Origin of the sequence: Hathewaya massiliensis (genome assembly GCF_902143515.1) — a bacterium.
Lineage (GTDB): Bacteria > Bacillota > Clostridia > Clostridiales > Clostridiaceae > Hathewaya > Hathewaya massiliensis.
Genome location: NZ_CABFVD010000001.1, coordinates 397,756 through 417,149, shown reverse-complemented (window position 1 = coordinate 417,149; position 19,394 = coordinate 397,756). Strand labels below are relative to the sequence as shown.

11 protein-coding genes and 1 riboswitch are annotated in these 19,394 nt (G+C 28.1%); of the genes, 8 read left to right on the top strand and 3 right to left on the bottom strand.

Going from position 1 to position 19,394, the window contains the following annotated elements; translation table 11 throughout:
• Positions 1–221: 221 nt before the first annotated feature.
• Positions 222–1,340, bottom strand: a complete 1,119-nt coding sequence (locus FNZ64_RS01950; protein WP_185903650.1) for an AI-2E family transporter — start codon at positions 1,338–1,340, stop codon at positions 222–224.
• Between the two features lie 234 nt (positions 1,341–1,574).
• Positions 1,575–2,447 carry a pyridoxal 5'-phosphate synthase lyase subunit PdxS gene (pdxS, locus tag FNZ64_RS01945; protein ID WP_142413197.1) on the bottom strand — a complete coding sequence of 291 codons (873 nt, stop codon included), beginning with the start codon at positions 2,445–2,447 and terminating at the stop codon, positions 1,575–1,577.
• 197 nt (positions 2,448–2,644) lie between these two features.
• On the opposite strand from pdxS, the gene FNZ64_RS01940 reads away from it, so the two are divergent.
• The 3 genes from FNZ64_RS01940 (at position 2,645) to FNZ64_RS01930 (ending at position 10,501) form a co-directional block, all read left to right on the top strand.
• On the top strand, positions 2,645–3,490 hold the full coding sequence (locus tag FNZ64_RS01940; protein WP_142413196.1) for a formate/nitrite transporter family protein: 846 nt from the start codon (positions 2,645–2,647) through the stop codon (positions 3,488–3,490).
• Between the two features lie 72 nt (positions 3,491–3,562).
• Positions 3,563–4,837 carry a M14 family zinc carboxypeptidase gene (locus tag FNZ64_RS01935; protein ID WP_142413195.1) on the top strand — a complete coding sequence of 425 codons (1,275 nt, stop codon included), beginning with the start codon at positions 3,563–3,565 and terminating at the stop codon, positions 4,835–4,837.
• 315 nt (positions 4,838–5,152) lie between these two features.
• Complete coding sequence (locus tag FNZ64_RS01930) at positions 5,153–10,501, top strand: diguanylate cyclase (RefSeq protein WP_142413194.1); 5,349 nt, start codon at positions 5,153–5,155, stop codon at positions 10,499–10,501.
• Between the two features lie 153 nt (positions 10,502–10,654).
• Here FNZ64_RS01930 and abc-f read toward each other — a convergent pair whose 3' ends face one another.
• Positions 10,655–12,571: a ribosomal protection-like ABC-F family protein gene (gene abc-f / locus FNZ64_RS01925; RefSeq protein ID WP_142413193.1), complete on the bottom strand. Its 1,917-nt coding sequence runs from the start codon at positions 12,569–12,571 to the stop codon at positions 10,655–10,657.
• A gap of 216 nt (positions 12,572–12,787) precedes the next feature.
• On the opposite strand from abc-f, the gene FNZ64_RS01920 reads away from it, so the two are divergent.
• The 5 genes from FNZ64_RS01920 (at position 12,788) to FNZ64_RS01900 (ending at position 19,284) form a co-directional block, all read left to right on the top strand.
• Positions 12,788–13,429 carry a redox-sensing transcriptional repressor Rex gene (locus FNZ64_RS01920; RefSeq protein ID WP_142413192.1) on the top strand — a complete coding sequence of 214 codons (642 nt, stop codon included), beginning with the start codon at positions 12,788–12,790 and terminating at the stop codon, positions 13,427–13,429.
• A gap of 176 nt (positions 13,430–13,605) precedes the next feature.
• Positions 13,606–13,711: riboswitch (glycine riboswitch) on the top strand.
• A gap of 347 nt (positions 13,712–14,058) precedes the next feature.
• Positions 14,059–14,928 carry a sulfide/dihydroorotate dehydrogenase-like FAD/NAD-binding protein gene (locus FNZ64_RS01915; RefSeq protein WP_142413191.1) on the top strand — a complete coding sequence of 290 codons (870 nt, stop codon included), beginning with the start codon at positions 14,059–14,061 and terminating at the stop codon, positions 14,926–14,928.
• Between the two features lie 5 nt (positions 14,929–14,933).
• Positions 14,934–16,319 carry an NADPH-dependent glutamate synthase gene (gene gltA / locus FNZ64_RS01910; RefSeq protein ID WP_142413775.1) on the top strand — a complete coding sequence of 462 codons (1,386 nt, stop codon included), beginning with the start codon at positions 14,934–14,936 and terminating at the stop codon, positions 16,317–16,319.
• 359 nt (positions 16,320–16,678) lie between these two features.
• Positions 16,679–17,884, top strand: a complete 1,206-nt coding sequence (locus tag FNZ64_RS01905) for a CD0519/CD1768 family membrane protein (RefSeq protein WP_142413190.1) — start codon at positions 16,679–16,681, stop codon at positions 17,882–17,884.
• A gap of 521 nt (positions 17,885–18,405) precedes the next feature.
• Complete coding sequence (locus tag FNZ64_RS01900) at positions 18,406–19,284, top strand: DNA-3-methyladenine glycosylase family protein (RefSeq protein ID WP_142413774.1); 879 nt, start codon at positions 18,406–18,408, stop codon at positions 19,282–19,284.
• The last annotated feature ends 110 nt before the right edge of the window (positions 19,285–19,394 follow it).

The window sequence follows — 19,394 nt, the reverse complement described above, 5'->3', positions numbered from 1 at the left end:
AAGCATAGTAAAAAATTTGAATATGAATTTATCATAGATATGAACTTATAAATAAAGAGTACTTACTTTTAAAGCACAAAGCTTTTAAAATAAGTACTCTTTATTATGAAAATGGAGTTTTAAGATGTTTTCTGGGGGTTTCTAAAAATTATATGATGGTTCTGTTTATTGTATAAATAGAGAGTTTTAAGCTTTAGAGAAAATTATTACTCTCTATAAAGTTATAGTTCTATATTTTTAGTTTTTAGACGTTTACTTATAAATCTATCTAAAAGCATTTTTATTAAAGCCACAACTGGGGTTCCAAGAAACATACCTAATACACCAAAGAGTCCTCCACCTAAGGTAATGGCTAGGATTATCCAAAAAGGACTAAGGCCTACTTGACTTCCAAGAATCTTAGGTCCAAGATACCATCCATCAAATTGTTGCAGAATAATTATAAAAACTAACACCCAAAAAGCTAAAGTTGGGCTTGATAACATAGTGATCAAGGTAGCTGGTATCATGCCTATAAAAGGACCAAAGTAAGGAATCATATTTGTAATTCCAACAATCAAGCTTAATAATGGGGAATATGGAACCTTTAAAAGACTAAGTCCAACAAAACACATAACACCTATAATTAAAGAGTCTATAAATTTACCTATTATATATTTAGAAAATATAATATTAACCTCTCTTCCAAAGATAATAAGGTCATCAGTCTGTTCCTCTTTTAGTAGAGCATATAGCATGGCTTTAATGTTTTTTATAAAAATTTCCTTATCTTTTAACATATATATTGAAACAATGAAGCCAAAGATAATTTTAACCATGGATGAAGTAAAAGTAACTGCTCTAGTTAAAACTGCATTTAAACCTTTATTTATGCTAGGATTTAGAATGCTAAATAAGTAATTATTTAAGTTTGACAAATATTTTTCAATGGTAGTTCTTAAGGCCTCATTGTCTAAGCTTCGAGATTTTCTTAAAAGAGATTCTATAGTATCTTGAACCCCATTAAAGTAATCAGGAAGAGAGTTTAAAAGGTCTCTAATGCTATAAATTATAGTAGGTGTAACTATAGTTATTAAAAGAATTATAAAGCCTAAGACTATTAAATAAACTAATAGAAGACTTAGTCCCCTAGACATTTTAAATTTCTTTTCAAAATAAACCATTAGAGGATTAATTAAAAAAGCTATTCCAAAAGCCCATATAAATGAAGTAACATAGGATAAAATAATGGAAACACTTTTGGTTATTAAATTAATGTTACCTAATAGGTTAAATAATATCATTGTAATTATGATAATAGGTAAGAATTCAATATAAGGTATCTTTTTTTTAAACATCATATCTCCTCAAAGTACTTATATTTATAAGATTAGAAAATTGTATTACAGGATATAAAAATTAAGAGTTAAAAATTATAATACAATAACATGATAAAGTCATAGAAATCTTATATGGTACAATCATTCTATAAATAATTATACACATTATAAAAAAATATTAAATACGATTTAAGAGATTTATGTTATTTTAAGATATTTTTAAGAAATAAATATTAAATTATTTCTAAAATTTATTTACCAGCCTCTTGTAGCATATTTGCAATCTAAATCTCCTATTTCTAATCCGGACATAGGTTCCCCAAGGTCTTTAGAAAGTTCAGCTAGTTTTATAGGATCATTGTAGTAAGTGGTAGCAAGAACAATTGCTTTAGCTCTTTTTTCAGGATTTCCAGATTTAAATATTCCAGAACCTACAAAAACGCCATCACAACCTAATTGCATCATTAATGCTGCATCTGCAGGAGTTGCAATGCCACCAGCTGCAAAGTTAACAACAGGTAATTTTCCTTCTTTATAAGCATATTGTATTAAATCAAATGGTGCATTCATTTCTTTTGCAATAGACATAAGTTCATTTTCTTCAGAAGATTTTTGTACTCTTTTTATATCATTCATTATAGTTCTCATATGTCTTACAGCTTCAACAACATTACCAGTTCCGGCTTCACCTTTTGTTCTTATCATAGAAGCACCTTCATGTATTCTTCTAAGAGCTTCCCCAAGGTTCCTAGCACCACAAACAAAAGGAGCTTTGAAATCTTTTTTATTTATATGAAATGTTTCATCAGCAGGTGTTAAAACTTCGCTTTCATCTATAAAGTCTATTCCAATTGCCTCAAGAATTTGAGCTTCAACAAAGTGGCCAATTCTAACCTTTGCCATTACAGGAATTGAAACTGCTTTTTGAATTTCTTGTATCATTTTGGGGTCAGACATTCTGGCAACTCCGCCTTCTTTTCTAATGTCCGCTGGAACTCTTTCTAGTGCCATTACAGCACATGCACCAGCTTTTTCAGCAATTTTAGCTTGTTCTACATTAGTAACATCCATTATAACCCCATTTTTAAATGTTTGTGCTAAATTTTTGTTTGAATTATACTTATCCATAATTATACACCCCTTATATAAATTATTGTAAAAAGAAAATTATTGATTTATAAGAAAAATTTATTTTCAATATTAGTATAAGTAAAAAAAAGAAAAAAGTAAAATGTATGGGTACATTTTTAATATTAATAAAATACAAAGTTTTATCCTTATGTAGTATAATAGTTATGCTTGATTATATTATAGGGGGAAATATAATGGAAAAAGGACTTTTAACACCAAAAGAAAAAAGGTTTTTAACACCAAAAGAGATATGTGACTTTACTGAGGAAGTAGGCATAAATAAGGCTAATAATAAAGTCATAAATACGCTTTTATTAAGTATTTTAGCTGGTATTTTTATATCTATTGGCGCATTTGCATCTACTGTAGCTTCTCATAGCATAAAAAACTATGGACTTTCTAAATTAGTATCAGGTATTGTGTTTCCCGTTGGACTTATGCTAGTTTTAGTTTGTGGAGCTGAACTTTTTACTGGCAATAACTTATTATCAGTTGCTTATGCAGAAAAAAAGATTACTTTCACTAAGCTTATGAGGAATTGGGTTTTAGTTTACATAGGTAACTTTATAGGAGCATTTATATTTGCATTATTAATATATTATAGTGGTGCCATAAAAACTAATGAGGGATTGGTGGCTTTAGCAGCTTTAAAAACTGCTTCTGCCAAAGAAGGATTAAATATTATAGAAGCCTTTCTTAGTGGAATACTTTGCAATATAGTTGTTTGTGCTTCTGTATGGGGAAGTTTTGCAGCAAGAGATGTGGTAAGCAAAATATTTATGGCATTTTTCCCTATTATGGCATTTGTGATTAGTGGCTTTGAACACTGTGTTGCAAATATGTACTATTTAACCATTGCACAATTAATTAAGAAAAATGCAAAGTTTGTAGATTTCTCTAAAATTCCATCTGAAAAATTAGATTTAATAAATATGAGTAATTTATTTAAAAATTTATCTACAGTAACTTTAGGAAATATTATAGGGGGAGCTATATTTATTGGAGTTTCCTATTGGATTATATATAAGAAGAAAAAATAATAAGTAAAATTAATCACCAAGATTCTAGTTATAGTATAAGTTAATTATATAATTACTAGATGAGGTGATTTTTTGATTATTTTAAAAGAAGGAGATAGAGGAACAAGGGTAAAGAGGTTACAATCTCTTTTAAAAAAATTAGGATATGATATTGGTAATATTGATGGAGTTTACGGTTCTAGAACTAAAAATGCCGTAGCTAAGTTTCAAAGTGACAGAGGAATATTACCAACTGGTGTAGTTGAAGATCGAACTTATGATATTATACAAAGATATTATAGAGGTTTTTTTACTTATGTAATTAAAGATGGAGATACCCTATATAAAATATCTAAAGAACTTAATATACCAGTAGAAGAAGTTATATTGATTAATAATATAAAAAATCCAAATTCTTTAAGTATAGGCACTGAAATTATAATTCCTTATAAAAATTTAGAGGTTGTATATACGGATATTGACTACACTTATGAGATAATGGAAGAAAACATAAAGTCCTTAAAACGTATTTATCCATTTATAGAAATAGGATCTATTGGTAAAAGTGTTTTAGGGAAAAATCTTTACTATATAAAATTAGGGAATGGAAAAAATAAAGTTTCATATAATGCAGCACATCATGCTATAGAGTGGATAACTTCAGCCTTGCTTATGAAATTTGCAGAAAACTTCTTAAAAGCTTATGCAAGAGGAGAAAATATAGAGGGGTATTCTCCAAGAGAAATTTGGCAATCCTCTACTATATATTTAATACCTATGGTTAATCCAGATGGAGTGGATTTAGTTTTAAATGGACTTTCTAAGGATAATCCTTATTATAATCAATTAATAGAATGGAATAAAGGGAATATGGATTTTTCACAGAACTGGAGTGCAAATATAAGAGGGGTTGACTTAAATCACAATTATAATGCATCCTTTGAAGAAGCTAAAGCAGCAGAGGAACTTTATGGAGTATATGGGCCTGGACCTACTAGATATGGTGGACCTTATCCTGAGTCTGAACCAGAAACAAAAGCTATGGTGGAGTTTACAAGAAAGGGAGACTTTAGACTAGTAATAGCCTACCATACTCAGGGAGAAGTTATATATTGGACTTATAAAGATTTAGCTGGAGAAGAGGCAAGAAGAATAGGAGAGCTATTTTCAAGATTAAGTGGATATGAATTAGGGGAAACTTATGGAATTTCATCTTATGGCGGATATAAGGATTGGTTTATAAAAGACTTTAGAAGACCGGGATATACAATGGAGGTAGGACTTGGAAAGAATCCTCTACCAATTTCACAATTTGATAAAATATATAGGGATAATATTAAAGTTTTATTACAAGGGGCTTTAGTTTAAGTGAAGACTATAAGTTATTTCTTATAGAAATTTTTATTAAATAAAAATTTAACTCCTGTTTAAGTTATTAATAAATTATTTATATGATATAATTAAATAACAAAGAGAGTTCTTACCTTCAGTGGAAAACCTTACTCTACTGAAGCTAGTACCAGAATTCTAAGGAGTTTTACTTCTTAGAATTCACTATCCTTTAGGGAAATTTTTATCCATGTCCTTAACTGCTCTTTACTTTCATTTTGAAAAAGATAAATTATTAGATTAGACAGGATAGGAATGAGATAAAGTTATAATATTTGAACGGGGAAGGATGCTATGAGTCTTATTAATAAAAGATACAGGATATTAGATAAAATTCACCAGCATAACTATATTGGTACATATTTAGTTTCTGATTTAAATGAAGGACTTAAACTAAAATTGCTTCATTTAATAGACGAGAATTCTTTTACAATAGAATTAATCAAGAAATTAAATGAAGTATTTATTGAGTATTCAAACATTGATACTAAGTCTATATTAAAAGTTTATGAATTTAAAGCTTTAAAGTGGTGGGAAAGTGACTGTGTAAAAGAATTAAAATACTTTGTCACTACGGAATATGTAGAAAATAGTAAAAGAATAATAGATATATATAAGGATTTTACAGAGGATGAAATTCTTCATATTTTTGTAGAAATTCTTAGGGCTATTAATTACGTTCATTTAAAGGGATATGCATACAAAAATATCAATCCCCTTAATGTAAAAATTAAAAAGGGAAGCAATGACATCAAAGTTTATTTAAGCGATATAATTAAAAGTAATTTTATAGATCCTTTTTTAAATAGTGATGACAGTAATCTCTATTTTAAATCTAAAGAAATTTTAAAGGGTGAAGAGGATAACAAAAATTCAGATATATATGCTTTGGGGGTACTGGGAAGCTACATTATAACAGGAAAGATTATTCCAGTAGAAGAAATTAGGTCAAAGGGTCAAGAAATATTTAAAAAAAACATAACAAATAAAAAAATAAGTAATGAATTTATAAATAAATTTTATTATATAATATTTAAAATAACGGATGATCTAGAAAAAAGATATAAATCCATTAGTGAAATAATTAGAGATATAAATTTTAAATTTAATAAAAAATATGAAGATATTGATTTAAAAGAACTAGAAGTTTTAAAATTTAGAAATCCATTCATTGGAAGAAGAGAAGAAGTTGGTTATATAAAAAAATGCATAAAGGATAAAACCAGGATTTTTAAAATACACGGGGAAGCTGGTATAGGAAAAAGTAGATTTTTAAAGAATATAGAAGAATCTTTGAATATAGGGAATATAAGATTTTTTACTGTATATAACAAGAAGAATTCTAAAATTGAACATATTAGTGATTTCTGCTTATTTATAAAGAAGGTTTTAGCAGCTTCAAGTAAAAATATAATTGAAAAATATAGAGAAGAATTAGAAAAAGTAGTACCTGAACTTAAAAATCATAATAATTTAGATGTAGAAGCTATATATAAGGATAAAGAAAAAATAATAAGCAGACTTTCAAATTTTGTACATGAAACTTTAAGAAACATGAAGATTATATTTATATTAGATAATATAAATTGTATATCACAATTTTTTGAAGATTTTATACTGTATAATTTAGAAAAGTATAGGTATATGAGTAGAGATAGTTATGACTTTTATTTTATATTTTCTTATTCAGATGAAGAGATTATATGCAATGAACATTTAAAAAATCTAATATATTATATAGATAAATGCGACAAAAAGAGTGGAAATCTAAAATTAGAAGGCTTAAAAGAACAAGAAGTAATGATTCTCTTAAATAGAATATTTGGCATTAGAAGTGAAGTGGAAAACCTCCAATTTATAATTAAAATAAACAAAATAGTTAAGAATTGTTTTGGGAATCCACTATTTATAGAGGAAATTATAAAGGACTTATTTTTAAAAGAATATATATATATAGATAATAGAGGGTTTTGGAGTGCTAGAGATAAAATTCTTAGTTATGAGCTACCTTATAGTATAAAGGAAGTAACATTAAATCAATTAGGAACTATTGATTCTAAAAGTCTTTATATATTAAAGTATCTTTCTCTATTTCCAAAGAGAGGAGTATCTCATAAGGAAATCAAAAATTCAAATAGAGATTATAATATAGAGGAAATATTAGAACCTTTAGTTAATAAAGGGGTATTAGTTTATTTTTATCAAGGTAAGGATTTCATATATGATTTTTCTAATAGGTTATTGAAGAAATTAGTATATGATTCTATGGATGAAGATGAAAAATATTTAATGCATAAAAAAGTAGTTTCATATTTTGAAGAGTTCTCACTAATAAATTTTTATGAAGATGAGGAGTTTATATTTCATTTAGAAAAAACAAAGGATTACCATAAGGTAATAAATTATAGCATTATCTTTGCTAATAAATTAAAAAAACAAGGTGATATAAAAAAAGAAATTTACTATATAGATAAAGTTGTAAACTTATTAGAAACAATTGGTGGTAATCTAAACAAACAATATATTCTAACCTTAAGACTTGGTAAGTTATATTACAGAATTAATTATATGGACAAGGCTTTATTAAATTATAAAAAGGCATTAAATATGGCTACAGGTTTAAAGGATTTAAAAAAGAAGATAGATTCACTAAATGCTATTTTAAATATATATTTTGAATATGTAGATGGTGAAAAATCATCCATGGTTATAAAAGAAATAAACGAAATTTTAAATCACATAGATTATAAAAAAGGAAAACTAGATATGCTTATAATTGAAGCTAACTTATATTTATTACAAGGAGATCAAATTAAAGCAAAAAATGTATGTGAAAATGGTTTAAAAATTTGTGAGGAATATAAAAGTTATCACAAGGGAAAAATTTACAATATATTAGGAAATTTAGAGCTAAATAATGCTAATTACTTTAAAGGTGAGGAGTTTTATAAATTGGCTTATGATAATTTAAAAGAGTTTTCCGATATTGAAGGAATGGCAAGAGTTTTAAATAATTTAGGTATATGTAATATGTACTTAACCGGTTCTAATAGGGATCCTAAAAAGTACTTTATAGAAGCTAAAAGGATATATGAAGAAAAAGGATATATAAGTGAAACTATATTACCCAGTCATAATTTAGCAGAGCTATATTCTAAAACTAACAAATATGAGGAGTCAATCTCTATATCTAAAAATGCCTTGGCTATATGTGATAAACATAGAATTAATATAGGATACTTAATTTTATGTAATCAACTACTTAGAAACAATTTTATTACGGGAAGATATTCAGAAGCTTTTTTCTATTATTTTAAAGCTAAGAAATATATAGGGGACAATAATGTAAATAAATTTGATATACTGGATTTTTACTATAGTTCCGCAATGTTATATTATGAGATAAAAGATTATGAGAAAAGTATAGATTATATAGATAAGTACCTTCAAGTTTGCAGGGAAATTTCTTATGAAGGGTATGATGACTTAATTATTCTAAAACATATGATTTATTTTGAAAAGTCCTATGTAGAGAATGATATAAAAGATGATAACAAGTTTATAAAACTTGTAGAGATGGTAAAGGTCTTTGAAAATGAAGTTGTTAAGGATGAATTTTTTATAAAACTTTTATTTATAGTAAGAAGTGATAAGGAAAGGCTAGGATTTTTATGGAGAGAAATTTTAAATACCAATAATATTAATAGCTTAAGTGAAAGATTTAGTTCTGAGAAATATTATGTATTAGCTAACCTAGAAGAGGAAAATAAATTAAATTACTTAGAGAAAGCTTTAAAGAACTGCGATAAAAATGTAAATCCTATGCTCTCTATTATTATATACGGCACTTTAGGAGAGTATTATTTAAAACATGAAGATATATACAATGCCATTAATAATTATATATATGCACTTAAGATTTTAAGGAAACTTATAAAGGAAGTTCCTGAAGATCTTAAACTTCAATTTATAAAATATAACAATCTATGGGTATTTATAGAAGAAATTTTTAAAGTTGAAAGATTATTTTTAAATAATAATAATTTAGGTATGAATTTAGAAGACATTACATTAAAAGAGTTGGAAGAGTTATTTCAGTTTAATATATTAAAACAGTTATTTAAAAATAATAAATTTAGAAAGATATATATAAAAGGATATGAAAAAAACATGGGTGGAAAAATTAAAAACAAAGAAGACATGATAAAAGAAATAACCACTAATCCTAAGACAAATTTAGAAAATATTCTAAAGTATTTAGTTGAAACCTCCGTTAGTACTCTAGGATGTATTATTATTGAAAAAAATAACAAATTAGAAATTTTAGTTGGCACAGATAAAAAATATGAATTTAAAAACCAATATATCGTAAATAAGTGCAAGTTAGAAAAAAGAGAAGTGGTTCTAGAAAATAAAGTTTTTAAAGAAGAAAAACTAATTGAGCTTCAAGATATAGAAATAGCTATGTGCATGCCTATACCTATTAACAATTTAGGTGAAAATGTAAGTGCTTATATATATATCGAAAGTGATAAATTTTTACATAATTTGAATGATAAATTCGTAGAAGAGTGCAGGAGTCTATTTAGTTTTCTACAGTTTCTTATTGAAACTTATTTAAATCAGTTAGATTCTAATTATGATAAACTCACTATGGCTTTTACAAGAAAATACCTTGAACAGTGTCTAAATTCATCTATCATAAAATGTGAAAAAAATAAGGAACCTCTTTCCATAATAATGTTTGATATTGATGATTTTAAAAATGTCAATGATAGACATGGACATAAAACAGGGGACTTGGTTTTAAGAGAAGTATGTAAAAATGTTCTATCAAAATTAAAAGATAATGAATTTTTAGGTAGGTATGGTGGAGAAGAGTTTATTATAATTTTAGAGAATACAGATGTAAATGAAGCTTATTTAAGAAGTGAAGAAATAAGAAAAGGTATAAGTTCAAATTTAGAATTTAAAAATAGTATAAGAGTTACTGTAAGTTTAGGTGTAGCATCTTATCCCAAGCATAGTACAAGGTTATGGAACCTCATTGAGAAAGCAGATGCAGCCTTGTACAAAGCTAAAGAGACAGGAAAAGATAACACTGTTAAGTGGAGTTCAAGTTTTTCTAAGGATGCAAAACAAAATGATAAAATATCTTGGGTTTTAAAAGATGACTATACAAAGGATTATAGCTATTTATCTACACTTTTTGAATGTATTGATATAATAAATTCAAAAATGCATTCTGATGTAAGAACAAATATGTTTTTAGATAAAGTATTGACTTTATTTGATGGAGAATCTATTAGTTTATTTATTTTAGATAAAGATAAAAATATAAAAGAAAGATTTTATAGAAAAAGTAATAAAAGTAGTCTTGTATCTAACTATTTTAATGAACAATTGCTAGGTAAAGTTATTAGCAATAAAAATGGTATGGTATTAGTTGATTGGAATGATATAAAAGATATAGATCCTATAACTAATATACCAAATTGTTATTCTGTTATAATAAATCCATTGGTTAAAAGTGGCCAATTGCAAGGAGTTTTATATTTAAAGGTTCCCGTTAAAACAAAAGAATTTAGTGTAAAAGAATTTAATTTTACCAAAGTTTTATGCAAGTTAATAGTGAATATTTAATAAATGGATATGTTAGACAAAAATGTTTACATGGGATTGCTTAACTATCATATGAACAAAAATGTCTAAGAAAACTTAATAAATAAATAGAGTTCTTAGCTTTAGGGGAAGTAAATTATTCCTACTAAGGCTAAGAACTTCTTATTACAGGCATTAAATTAAGTTTTCCCATTCCTCATATAATTCCTCAAGGGCATTTTCTTTAGAACTTATTAAAGAATTTATTTTTATAGTCTCTTCAGGACTTGAGTATACCTCTTCTTTGCAAAGTTCTTTATGAAGTTTAGATACTTCTTCTTCTAGAGAACTTATCTCCTTTTCTAAAGCTTTTACTCGCAACTTTTTTTGTTTATCTTCTTTTTCTAATTCTCTTTTTTTCTTTTTTTCATTGTTTATTTGAGTTTTGGTTTTTCCAGATTGAAATTCTTCTTCAAGTTTGAATCTAGTTGGATTTTTCTTTTTTTCAATGTAGTAAGAATAATTTCCTAAATATTCTTTAAGTCCATCTACATGAAGTTCTAAAATTTTATTAACCACTTTGTTTAAAAAGTATCTATCGTGGGAAATTACTAAAACTGTACCATCATAGGTTAACAGGGCATCTTCTAAGGCTTCACGAGACATTATATCTAAGTGGTTTGTAGGTTCATCTAAAAGTAAAAAATTAGATTTTTTAAGCATTAATTTTAAAAGATTTATTCTGCATTTTTCTCCACCACTTAAAGAAGAAATATTTTTAAATACATCATCCCCTATAAATAAAAAAGCAGCTAGAGCACTTCTTACCTCAGTCATACTTAGTTCAGGAAAGTCATCCCAAACCTCATCTAAAACAGTTTTTTCAGAGGTAAGATTTGATTGTTCCTGATCATAATAACCAATGGTTACGTTTCTTCCTAGAATTTTAGTTCCAGAATCAGGTTTTACTAAATCTAATAGGATTTTAAATAGGGTAGTTTTACCACCACCATTTTCTCCTATTAAAGCAACCTTTTCTTCACGCTTTATTTGAAAGCTTAAATCTTTAAATAAAGTTTTATGACCATAGGATTTACATAGGTTTTCTAAAAACAAAACATCAGTTCCACTTTGGATTTCTTGTTGAAAAGAAAAGGATTTTAATTTATATTCTTTTTCAGGAGCATCAATTCTATCCATTTTATCTAAGGCTTTTTGTCTGCTTTCTGCAGCTCTTACGCTTTTTTCCCTATTAAAAGACTTATATCTCTTAATTATTTCTTCCTGACGCTTAATTTCCTCTTGTTGATGTTCAAAAGCTTTCATTTGGGTTTCTCTATTCTTTTTTTTAAGTTCAATAAACTTAGAATAGTTACCATTATAAGCTTCAACTTTTCCATTAATTAATTCAAAAGTTCTCTCTGTAATAGAATCTAGAAAGAATCTATCGTGGGAAACAATTACTATACTTCCTTTATAAGATTTTAGATATTCTTCTAACCATTCAATAGCATTTAAGTCCAAATGGTTTGTAGGTTCATCTAAAAGTAGTATTTCAGGTTTTAGGAGTAGAAGTTTACATAGGGCTACCCTAGTTTTTTGACCACCACTAAGTATATTTATTTTCTTAGAAAAATCAATTTCCTGAAATCCAAGACCATAAAGCACCTTGTATATTTCTGCCTTATAAGTATAGCCACCCTTTATTTCATAGATTTCTCTAGAAGAAGTATAGTCTTTAATTACATTATCATAATCATTACTATTAAAATCTTCATAGGGTTTATTTAACTCTTCCTCTAATTTCTTAATCCTATTTTCAAGATTTATAAGTTCATTGAAAACTGTAAGCATTTCCTCATATATGGTATTTGTAGATTCTAGGGATAAACTTTGAGATAAGTAACCCAGTTGTTTTCCCTTATCTATAAAAATATCTCCACCATCATGCTCTAAATTTCCAGTTAATATTTTAAATAATGTAGATTTACCTGCACCATTGGAACCAACTAAACCTATCTTGTCACCTTCATTGATACTAAAGGTGATATCTTTTAATATTGTATCAATTCCATAACTTTTATGTACCTTATTACAACTAAGAACTATCACTTAAATCACCTTCACTTTTTTATACATATAAAGTTATTATACAAAATAATTGGGCAATAGTCACTTATAGATTTAGATTATATGATAAAATAGAATAAATAATAAAATTCTTACACATTATAATACTTGACAATGGGTAACACATAAGAATATTATTATATATATTAAAAATCTAAAAAATGTAATCTTAGTATAACTTTAAGAGGAGGTGCAACTTTGGATAAGAAAAAAGAAAATATATCTATGGCTGTAATCAAGAGGCTTCCTAAGTATCATAGATATTTAAGAGAATTATTGCGCAATGATGTAGATAGAATTTCATCTAAGGAATTAAGTGAAAAAATTGGTTTTACAGCTTCACAGATTAGACAAGATTTAAATTGTTTTGGTGATTTTGGACAACAAGGATATGGCTACAATGTAAATGAACTGTATATGCAAATAAGCAATATATTAGGACTTGCAAAAGCATATAAGATGGTATTGATTGGCTCAGGTAACATAGGTCAGGCTGTTGCAAACTATGTGAATTTTGAAAAACTGGGTTTTGTAATTGAAGGAATTTTTGACAGAAATCCAAAGGTAATAGGATTAAGAATAAGGGATATAGAAGTAAAAGATATTGATAGATTACCTCAATTTTTATCAGATAATGAGATAGATATAGGAATACTATGTGTAACTAGTGAAAGTGCACAAGGAGTGTGCGATAGTTTAGTTCAAGGTGGAATAAAAGGTATATGGAATTTTGCACCAGTTGACCTTAATGTTCCAGAGGGTGTTATTGTGGAAAATGTACATTTAAGTGAAAGTCTTTTAACTTTAAGTTGTCTTATAAACGATTGTGATAATTGTTGATAAAAAATAAGGAATTAATATACATAGACCTTTAGAAAGTTTTTGAAATTTTTTCTAAAGGTTTAATTTTCTAAAGTATTTTTAATGATTTAGGTTGACTAAACATATATATAATTATAAAATGAATATGTACAGAAATAGATTGGACATTATGTATTGTAAAATTTAATAAGTGAATGAAGGTTATTGGAGATACTCTTAAAGAGTAACCGAAGAAGAAAAGAGTAAATTTCGCTATGGATTTATTATGAAACTTTCAGGTGTAAGAACAATAACTGGACACACCCCTGGAGAGATCCGCAAGGGCATCGAAGAAGAAACTTAATATTTTAAAAAGGTATTATATTATTTAATATTACATTTTAAAAGTATTAAGGAATCTTTCAGGTAAAAGGACAGGGATAAATAGCAGAGAATAGAATTACTATCTCTGTATTTTTTTGTATCTGAAAGGAATAATATACTATTAATAGTAATATTCTATAGTATTAATACTAATATTGTGTAGTATTAATACACAACACTTCACAAAGATATAAAACGTGTTATAATAATAATTGTGAAAATTATAAATTTTTAAAACCTATAGCTTTAAAAATTTTAATATAAAATAATATGGAGGAATGACTATGTATAAGATTGTTGAGAAAAGACAATTATCTCCTCAAATATTTTTAATGAATATTGAGGCTCCAAGAGTTGCTAAGTCAGCTTTACCTGGACAATTTGTTATAGTTATAATGGATGAAAAGGGAGAAAGACTTCCACTTACAATTTGTGATTTTGATGAGGAAAAAGGAACAGTAACTATAGTTATACAAGCTATTGGTTGCTCAACACAAAGAATGATGGAGCTTAATGAAGGAGATTATCTACATGACTTCGTAGGACCACTAGGACAAGCTTCAGAATTTGTACATGAAGATCTTGAAAAATTAAAAGACAAGAAAATACTTTTCGTAGCTGGAGGATTAGGAACAGCACCTGTTTATCCACAAGCTAAATGGTTAAGTGAACATGGCGTAAAAGCAGATGTTATAATTGGTGCAAAAACTAAAGAATTAGTCATCTTAGAAGAAGAAATGAAAGCAGTTGCAGATAATGTATACATAGCTACTGATGATGGTTCTTATGGATTTAAGGGGCTTGTTACAAACTTAATAGAAGATTTAGTTAATAACCAAGGAAAGAAATATGACCAAGTTGTAGCAATTGGACCTATGATAATGATGAAATTCGTATGTTTAACAACTGAAAAATTAGGAATAAATACTGTAATTAGTTTAAATCCAATTATGGTTGATGGTACAGGCATGTGTGGTGCTTGTAGAGTAACTGTAGATGGAGAAACTAAATTTGCTTGCGTAGATGGACCAGAGTTTGATGGACATAAAGTAAACTTTGATGAAGCTATGAGAAGAGCTGCAATGTATAAGTCAGAAGAAGTAAAACAAACTGAAGGTATGAAAACAGGATGTGGCTTAGGAGGTGCTAAATAATGGCTATAGATAGAATGAAAAAAGTTCCAATTTCTGAGCAAGATCCAAAGGTAAGAGCAAAGAATTTTAAGGAAGTTTGCTTAGGATATACAGAGGAGGAAGCTGTACAAGAAGCTTCTAGATGTTTAAATTGTAAAAATCCAAGATGTGTTACTATGTGCCCTGTTAGCATAGCTATACCAGAGTTCATTCAACATGTTAAAAATAGAGAATTTGAAGAAGCAGCAAGAACTATAGCTAAATATAGTGCACTACCTGCAGTATGTGGAAGAGTCTGTCCACAAGAATTACAATGTGAGAGCACATGTGTTTTAGGCATAAAGGGAGAAGCAGTAGCTATAGGAAAATTAGAAAGATTTGTAGCTGACTGGACTAGAGAAAACAATGTAGACATTACAGAAACTAAACCTAGAAATGGTAAAAAAGTTGCTGTTATAGGCAGTGGCCCTGCAGGATTAACATGTGCTGGAGATCTTGCTAAAGATGGTTACGATGTAACTATTTTTGAAGCTTTACATGAACCAGGTGGAGTTTTAGTATATGGTATTCCAGAATTTAGATTACCTAAAGATACAGTTGTAAAACATGAAATAGACAACGTTAGAAAATTAGGTGTAAAAATTGAGACTAACGTAATAGTTGGTAGAACAGTTACTATAGATGATTTATTTGAAAAAGAAAAATTTGATGCAGTATTTATAGGTTCAGGAGCTGGACTTCCAAAGTTTATGGGCATTCCAGGAGAAAATTTAAATGGTGTTTGCTCAGCTAACGAATTCCTAACAAGAACTAACCTTATGAAAGCATTTAAAGAAGAGTACGATACTCCAATTAGAGTAGGAGAAAAAGTTGCAGTTGTTGGTGGCGGAAACGTTGCTATGGACGCTGTTAGAACTGCTTTAAGATTAGGAGCTAAGGAAGCACATATCGTATATAGAAGATCAGAACCAGAACTTCCAGCAAGGGTTGAAGAAGTTCACCATGCAAAGGATGAAGGGGTAATACTAGATCTTTTAGTTAATCCAGTAGAAATCTTAGGAGATGAAAAGGGCTGGGTTAAAGGTATGAAATGTGTAAGAATGGAATTAGGAGAACCAGACGAATCAGGAAGAAGAAGACCAATTGAAATTCCAGGTTCAGAGTTTGTTTTAGATGTTGATACAGTAATTATGTCACTTGGAACATCACCAAACCCATTAATTCCTTCAACAACAAAGGGTCTTGAAATTAATAAGAGAAGATGTATTGTAGCAGAAGAAGATACAGGATTAACATCAAGAGAAAAAGTTTATGCAGGTGGAGATGCTGTAACAGGAGCAGCTACAGTAATATTAGCTATGGAAGCTGGTAAAAAAGCAGCTAAAGCTATAGAGGACATGCTAAGCAAATAGAATATAAAAAGGTTTATTGCATAAGCAGTATCCGTAGATGATATAGAACCATGCATGAATGGGAATAAAAACTCCATTTTATGCATGGTTTTATTTTTAAAACTCGCTATGCTCAAACATTAAAAGAATGAATTTCATATATATGCTGAAAGTTTTATAGATATGAATATATATAGAAAAAATTTAATTATAAAAAATATTATTAATAGTTTGACATTTGCTGTTCATCTATATAAAATAGAATTAAAGTATATGAGGGACAGGAATTAGGGGAAAAATTATTTTGTTAATTTTTAGAATATTAAATTAATTTCGCCATTTCTCGTACTACTTTTATAAATTTTAGGAGGGGTTACTTTATGATCGGGGAAAAAACAAAAAATGAAGAAGTAAAAGAGACATCAAAAGAAACAACTAAAGAAAAAAGAATAGTTAAAGTTGTAACAACAGAAACCTATATAGCTTTTGTTGTTATTGCAATCCTATTTGGAGTATTTGCTAGTAAAATGGGTGTGGATAAAATGTTTAAAACCATGATGGGAACTGCACATGACATAATTTTAAACACCATATGGTTTTTAATGGGTGTTATTGTTATTGCAGGTTCATTTACAGCTCTATTATCTGAATTTGGAATAGTTTCTGTAATTAATAAGTTATTATATCCACTTATGAAACCGCTTTACGGATTACCAGGAGCTGCATCTGTAGGGGCAGTTACAACTTATTTATCTGATAATCCATCTATAGTTCCAATTGTACAAGATAAAGGATTTTTAAAATATTTTAAAAAATATCAAATACCTTCTCTTGTTAATTTTGGAACAACCTTTGGTATGGGACTTATAGTAACTACATTTATGCTTGCTCAGTCTACAGCAGAGGTACCATTAGGAAAAGCAGTTTTAATAGGAAATATTGCAGCTTTAGCTAGTGGTATTGTAGGAGTAAGATTAATGCTTAGGGTTGGTAAAAAAGTTTATGGGCCAGATGAAGACGTTATTAAAGGTGAATATGAAGGATATGATATATTAAAGTATAGGGAAATTAGAGATGGTAATGTTGCTCAAAGAGTACTACAAGCGCTATTAGATGGTGGTAAAACTGGTGTTGATACAGCACTTACAATTATACCAGGTGTTGTAATCATGTGCACATTTATAATGATGTTATCTAAGGGTGCAGGTCCTAATGGTGTTTACACAGGAGAAGCATATCAAGGTATAGGTTTCTTCCCATGGGCAGGTAAAAAGCTTGAGTTTATAATAAAACCATTATTCGGATTCTCAAATCCAGAAGCAGTGGCATTCCCAGTAACATCCTTAGCATCTGTAGGGGCTTCCTTAGCAGTTGTACCAGAGTTCCTTAAAAATGGTATAATAAATGCAAAAGATATTGCAGTATTTACAGCAATGGGTATAGCAAATGCTGGTTTCTTAAGTGTTCATGTTGGAATGATGGACGCTATAGGTGAAAGAGACCTAGTAAATCAAGCAATTGTAACTCAATTAATTGCTGGCCTTGTAGCTGGTATATTAGCTAATATACTGTATATGATATTCTAGCAATGAACAATTACCAAATTATCAATGAATAATTAGCAATTATATTTTAAGTTAATAATTTTTTCACAATGATATTACTAAATAGTAAACAGTTCCTATTATTAGGGGCTGTTTTAATTTTATGCTTTATTGGAATAAAATGTTCATATGAGAGTTACTTCATTACTGATTCACTGCCTTAAGAATTTCTAATATTTCTTCCATAAATATTACTAAAGTTTTAAAACTCGCTTTGCTCAAACATTAAAACTTTTTAACGTAATATTTACTACAGAAGTAAAGAAATTCTAAACTTGTTCATAGGTAATTGCGTAACCATCATATGAACAGAATTATCTAACAGAGGTAAAGTATTAATATATGCTTTGTTGGAATAAAATGTTCATATGACAGTCACTTCATCACTGATTCACTACCTTAAGAATTTTTATATAGTTAAAATATATGTTTTTGGTATAATATTATTATATGAAGTGTAAAAATAAATTTAAAAAAAGGAAGAAGTGAATGAGATGTCATATATAGATTATGAAAGTGTGGAAGAGGTTAAAGAAGGGGTTTTAATTAAGAAGGTACGTAATTTCGAACTTAAAGATATATTTGATTGTGGACAATGTTTTAGATGGAATAAGACGGAGAATGGCAGTTATATAGGGGTTGCCTATGGAAAGGTAATAGAAGTTGAGAAAATAAAAGAGGATGTTATGATTTATAACACCAATATGGATGAATTTTATAAAATATGGGAAGAGTATTTTGATTTAAAAAGGGATTATAAAAAAATTAAAGATAAATTAAGTGAAGATCCTATACTAAAGGAAGCTGTTAGGTTTGGGGAAGGTATAAGGATATTAAGGCAAGAACCTTTTGAGATAACTTTATCTTTTATAATTTCTGCAAATAATAGGATACCTATGATAAAAAAAGTTATAAATAATATAAGTGAAAAATGGGGAGAAGAGATAATTTACAAAGGAAAATCTTATTTCTCATTTCCAACTATGGAGCAGCTAAAAGAGGCAACTATAGAAGAATTAGAAGGCTGTAGTGCAGGTTTTAGGGCTAAATATATAAAAGATACGGTGAGTAAAATATATAATAAAGAACAAGATTTAGAATACATAAAGACCTTAGATGATGATCAGTGTCACGATGCAATGAAGGAGTTTAATGGAATAGGACCTAAGGTGTCAGATTGTATAATTTTATTTTCCATGCAAAAGTACTCAGCTTTTCCTGTGGATGTATGGGTTAAAAGGGCAATGCAACACTTTTATGTAGCACCAGATGTTTCTCTTCCTAAAATAAGAATATTTGCAAGAGAGAAGTTCGGAGAACTATCAGGATTTGCACAGCAATATTTATTTTTCTATGCTAGAGAGAATAATATAAAAATATAAAGAAGCAAGGGTTTAGTTAAAAAACTGTAGATAATTTATTAGACTAGGAATTAAAAATATAGTCCTAGTCTAAAATTTTGTTATAACTTATTTTGAACTTATATTATATG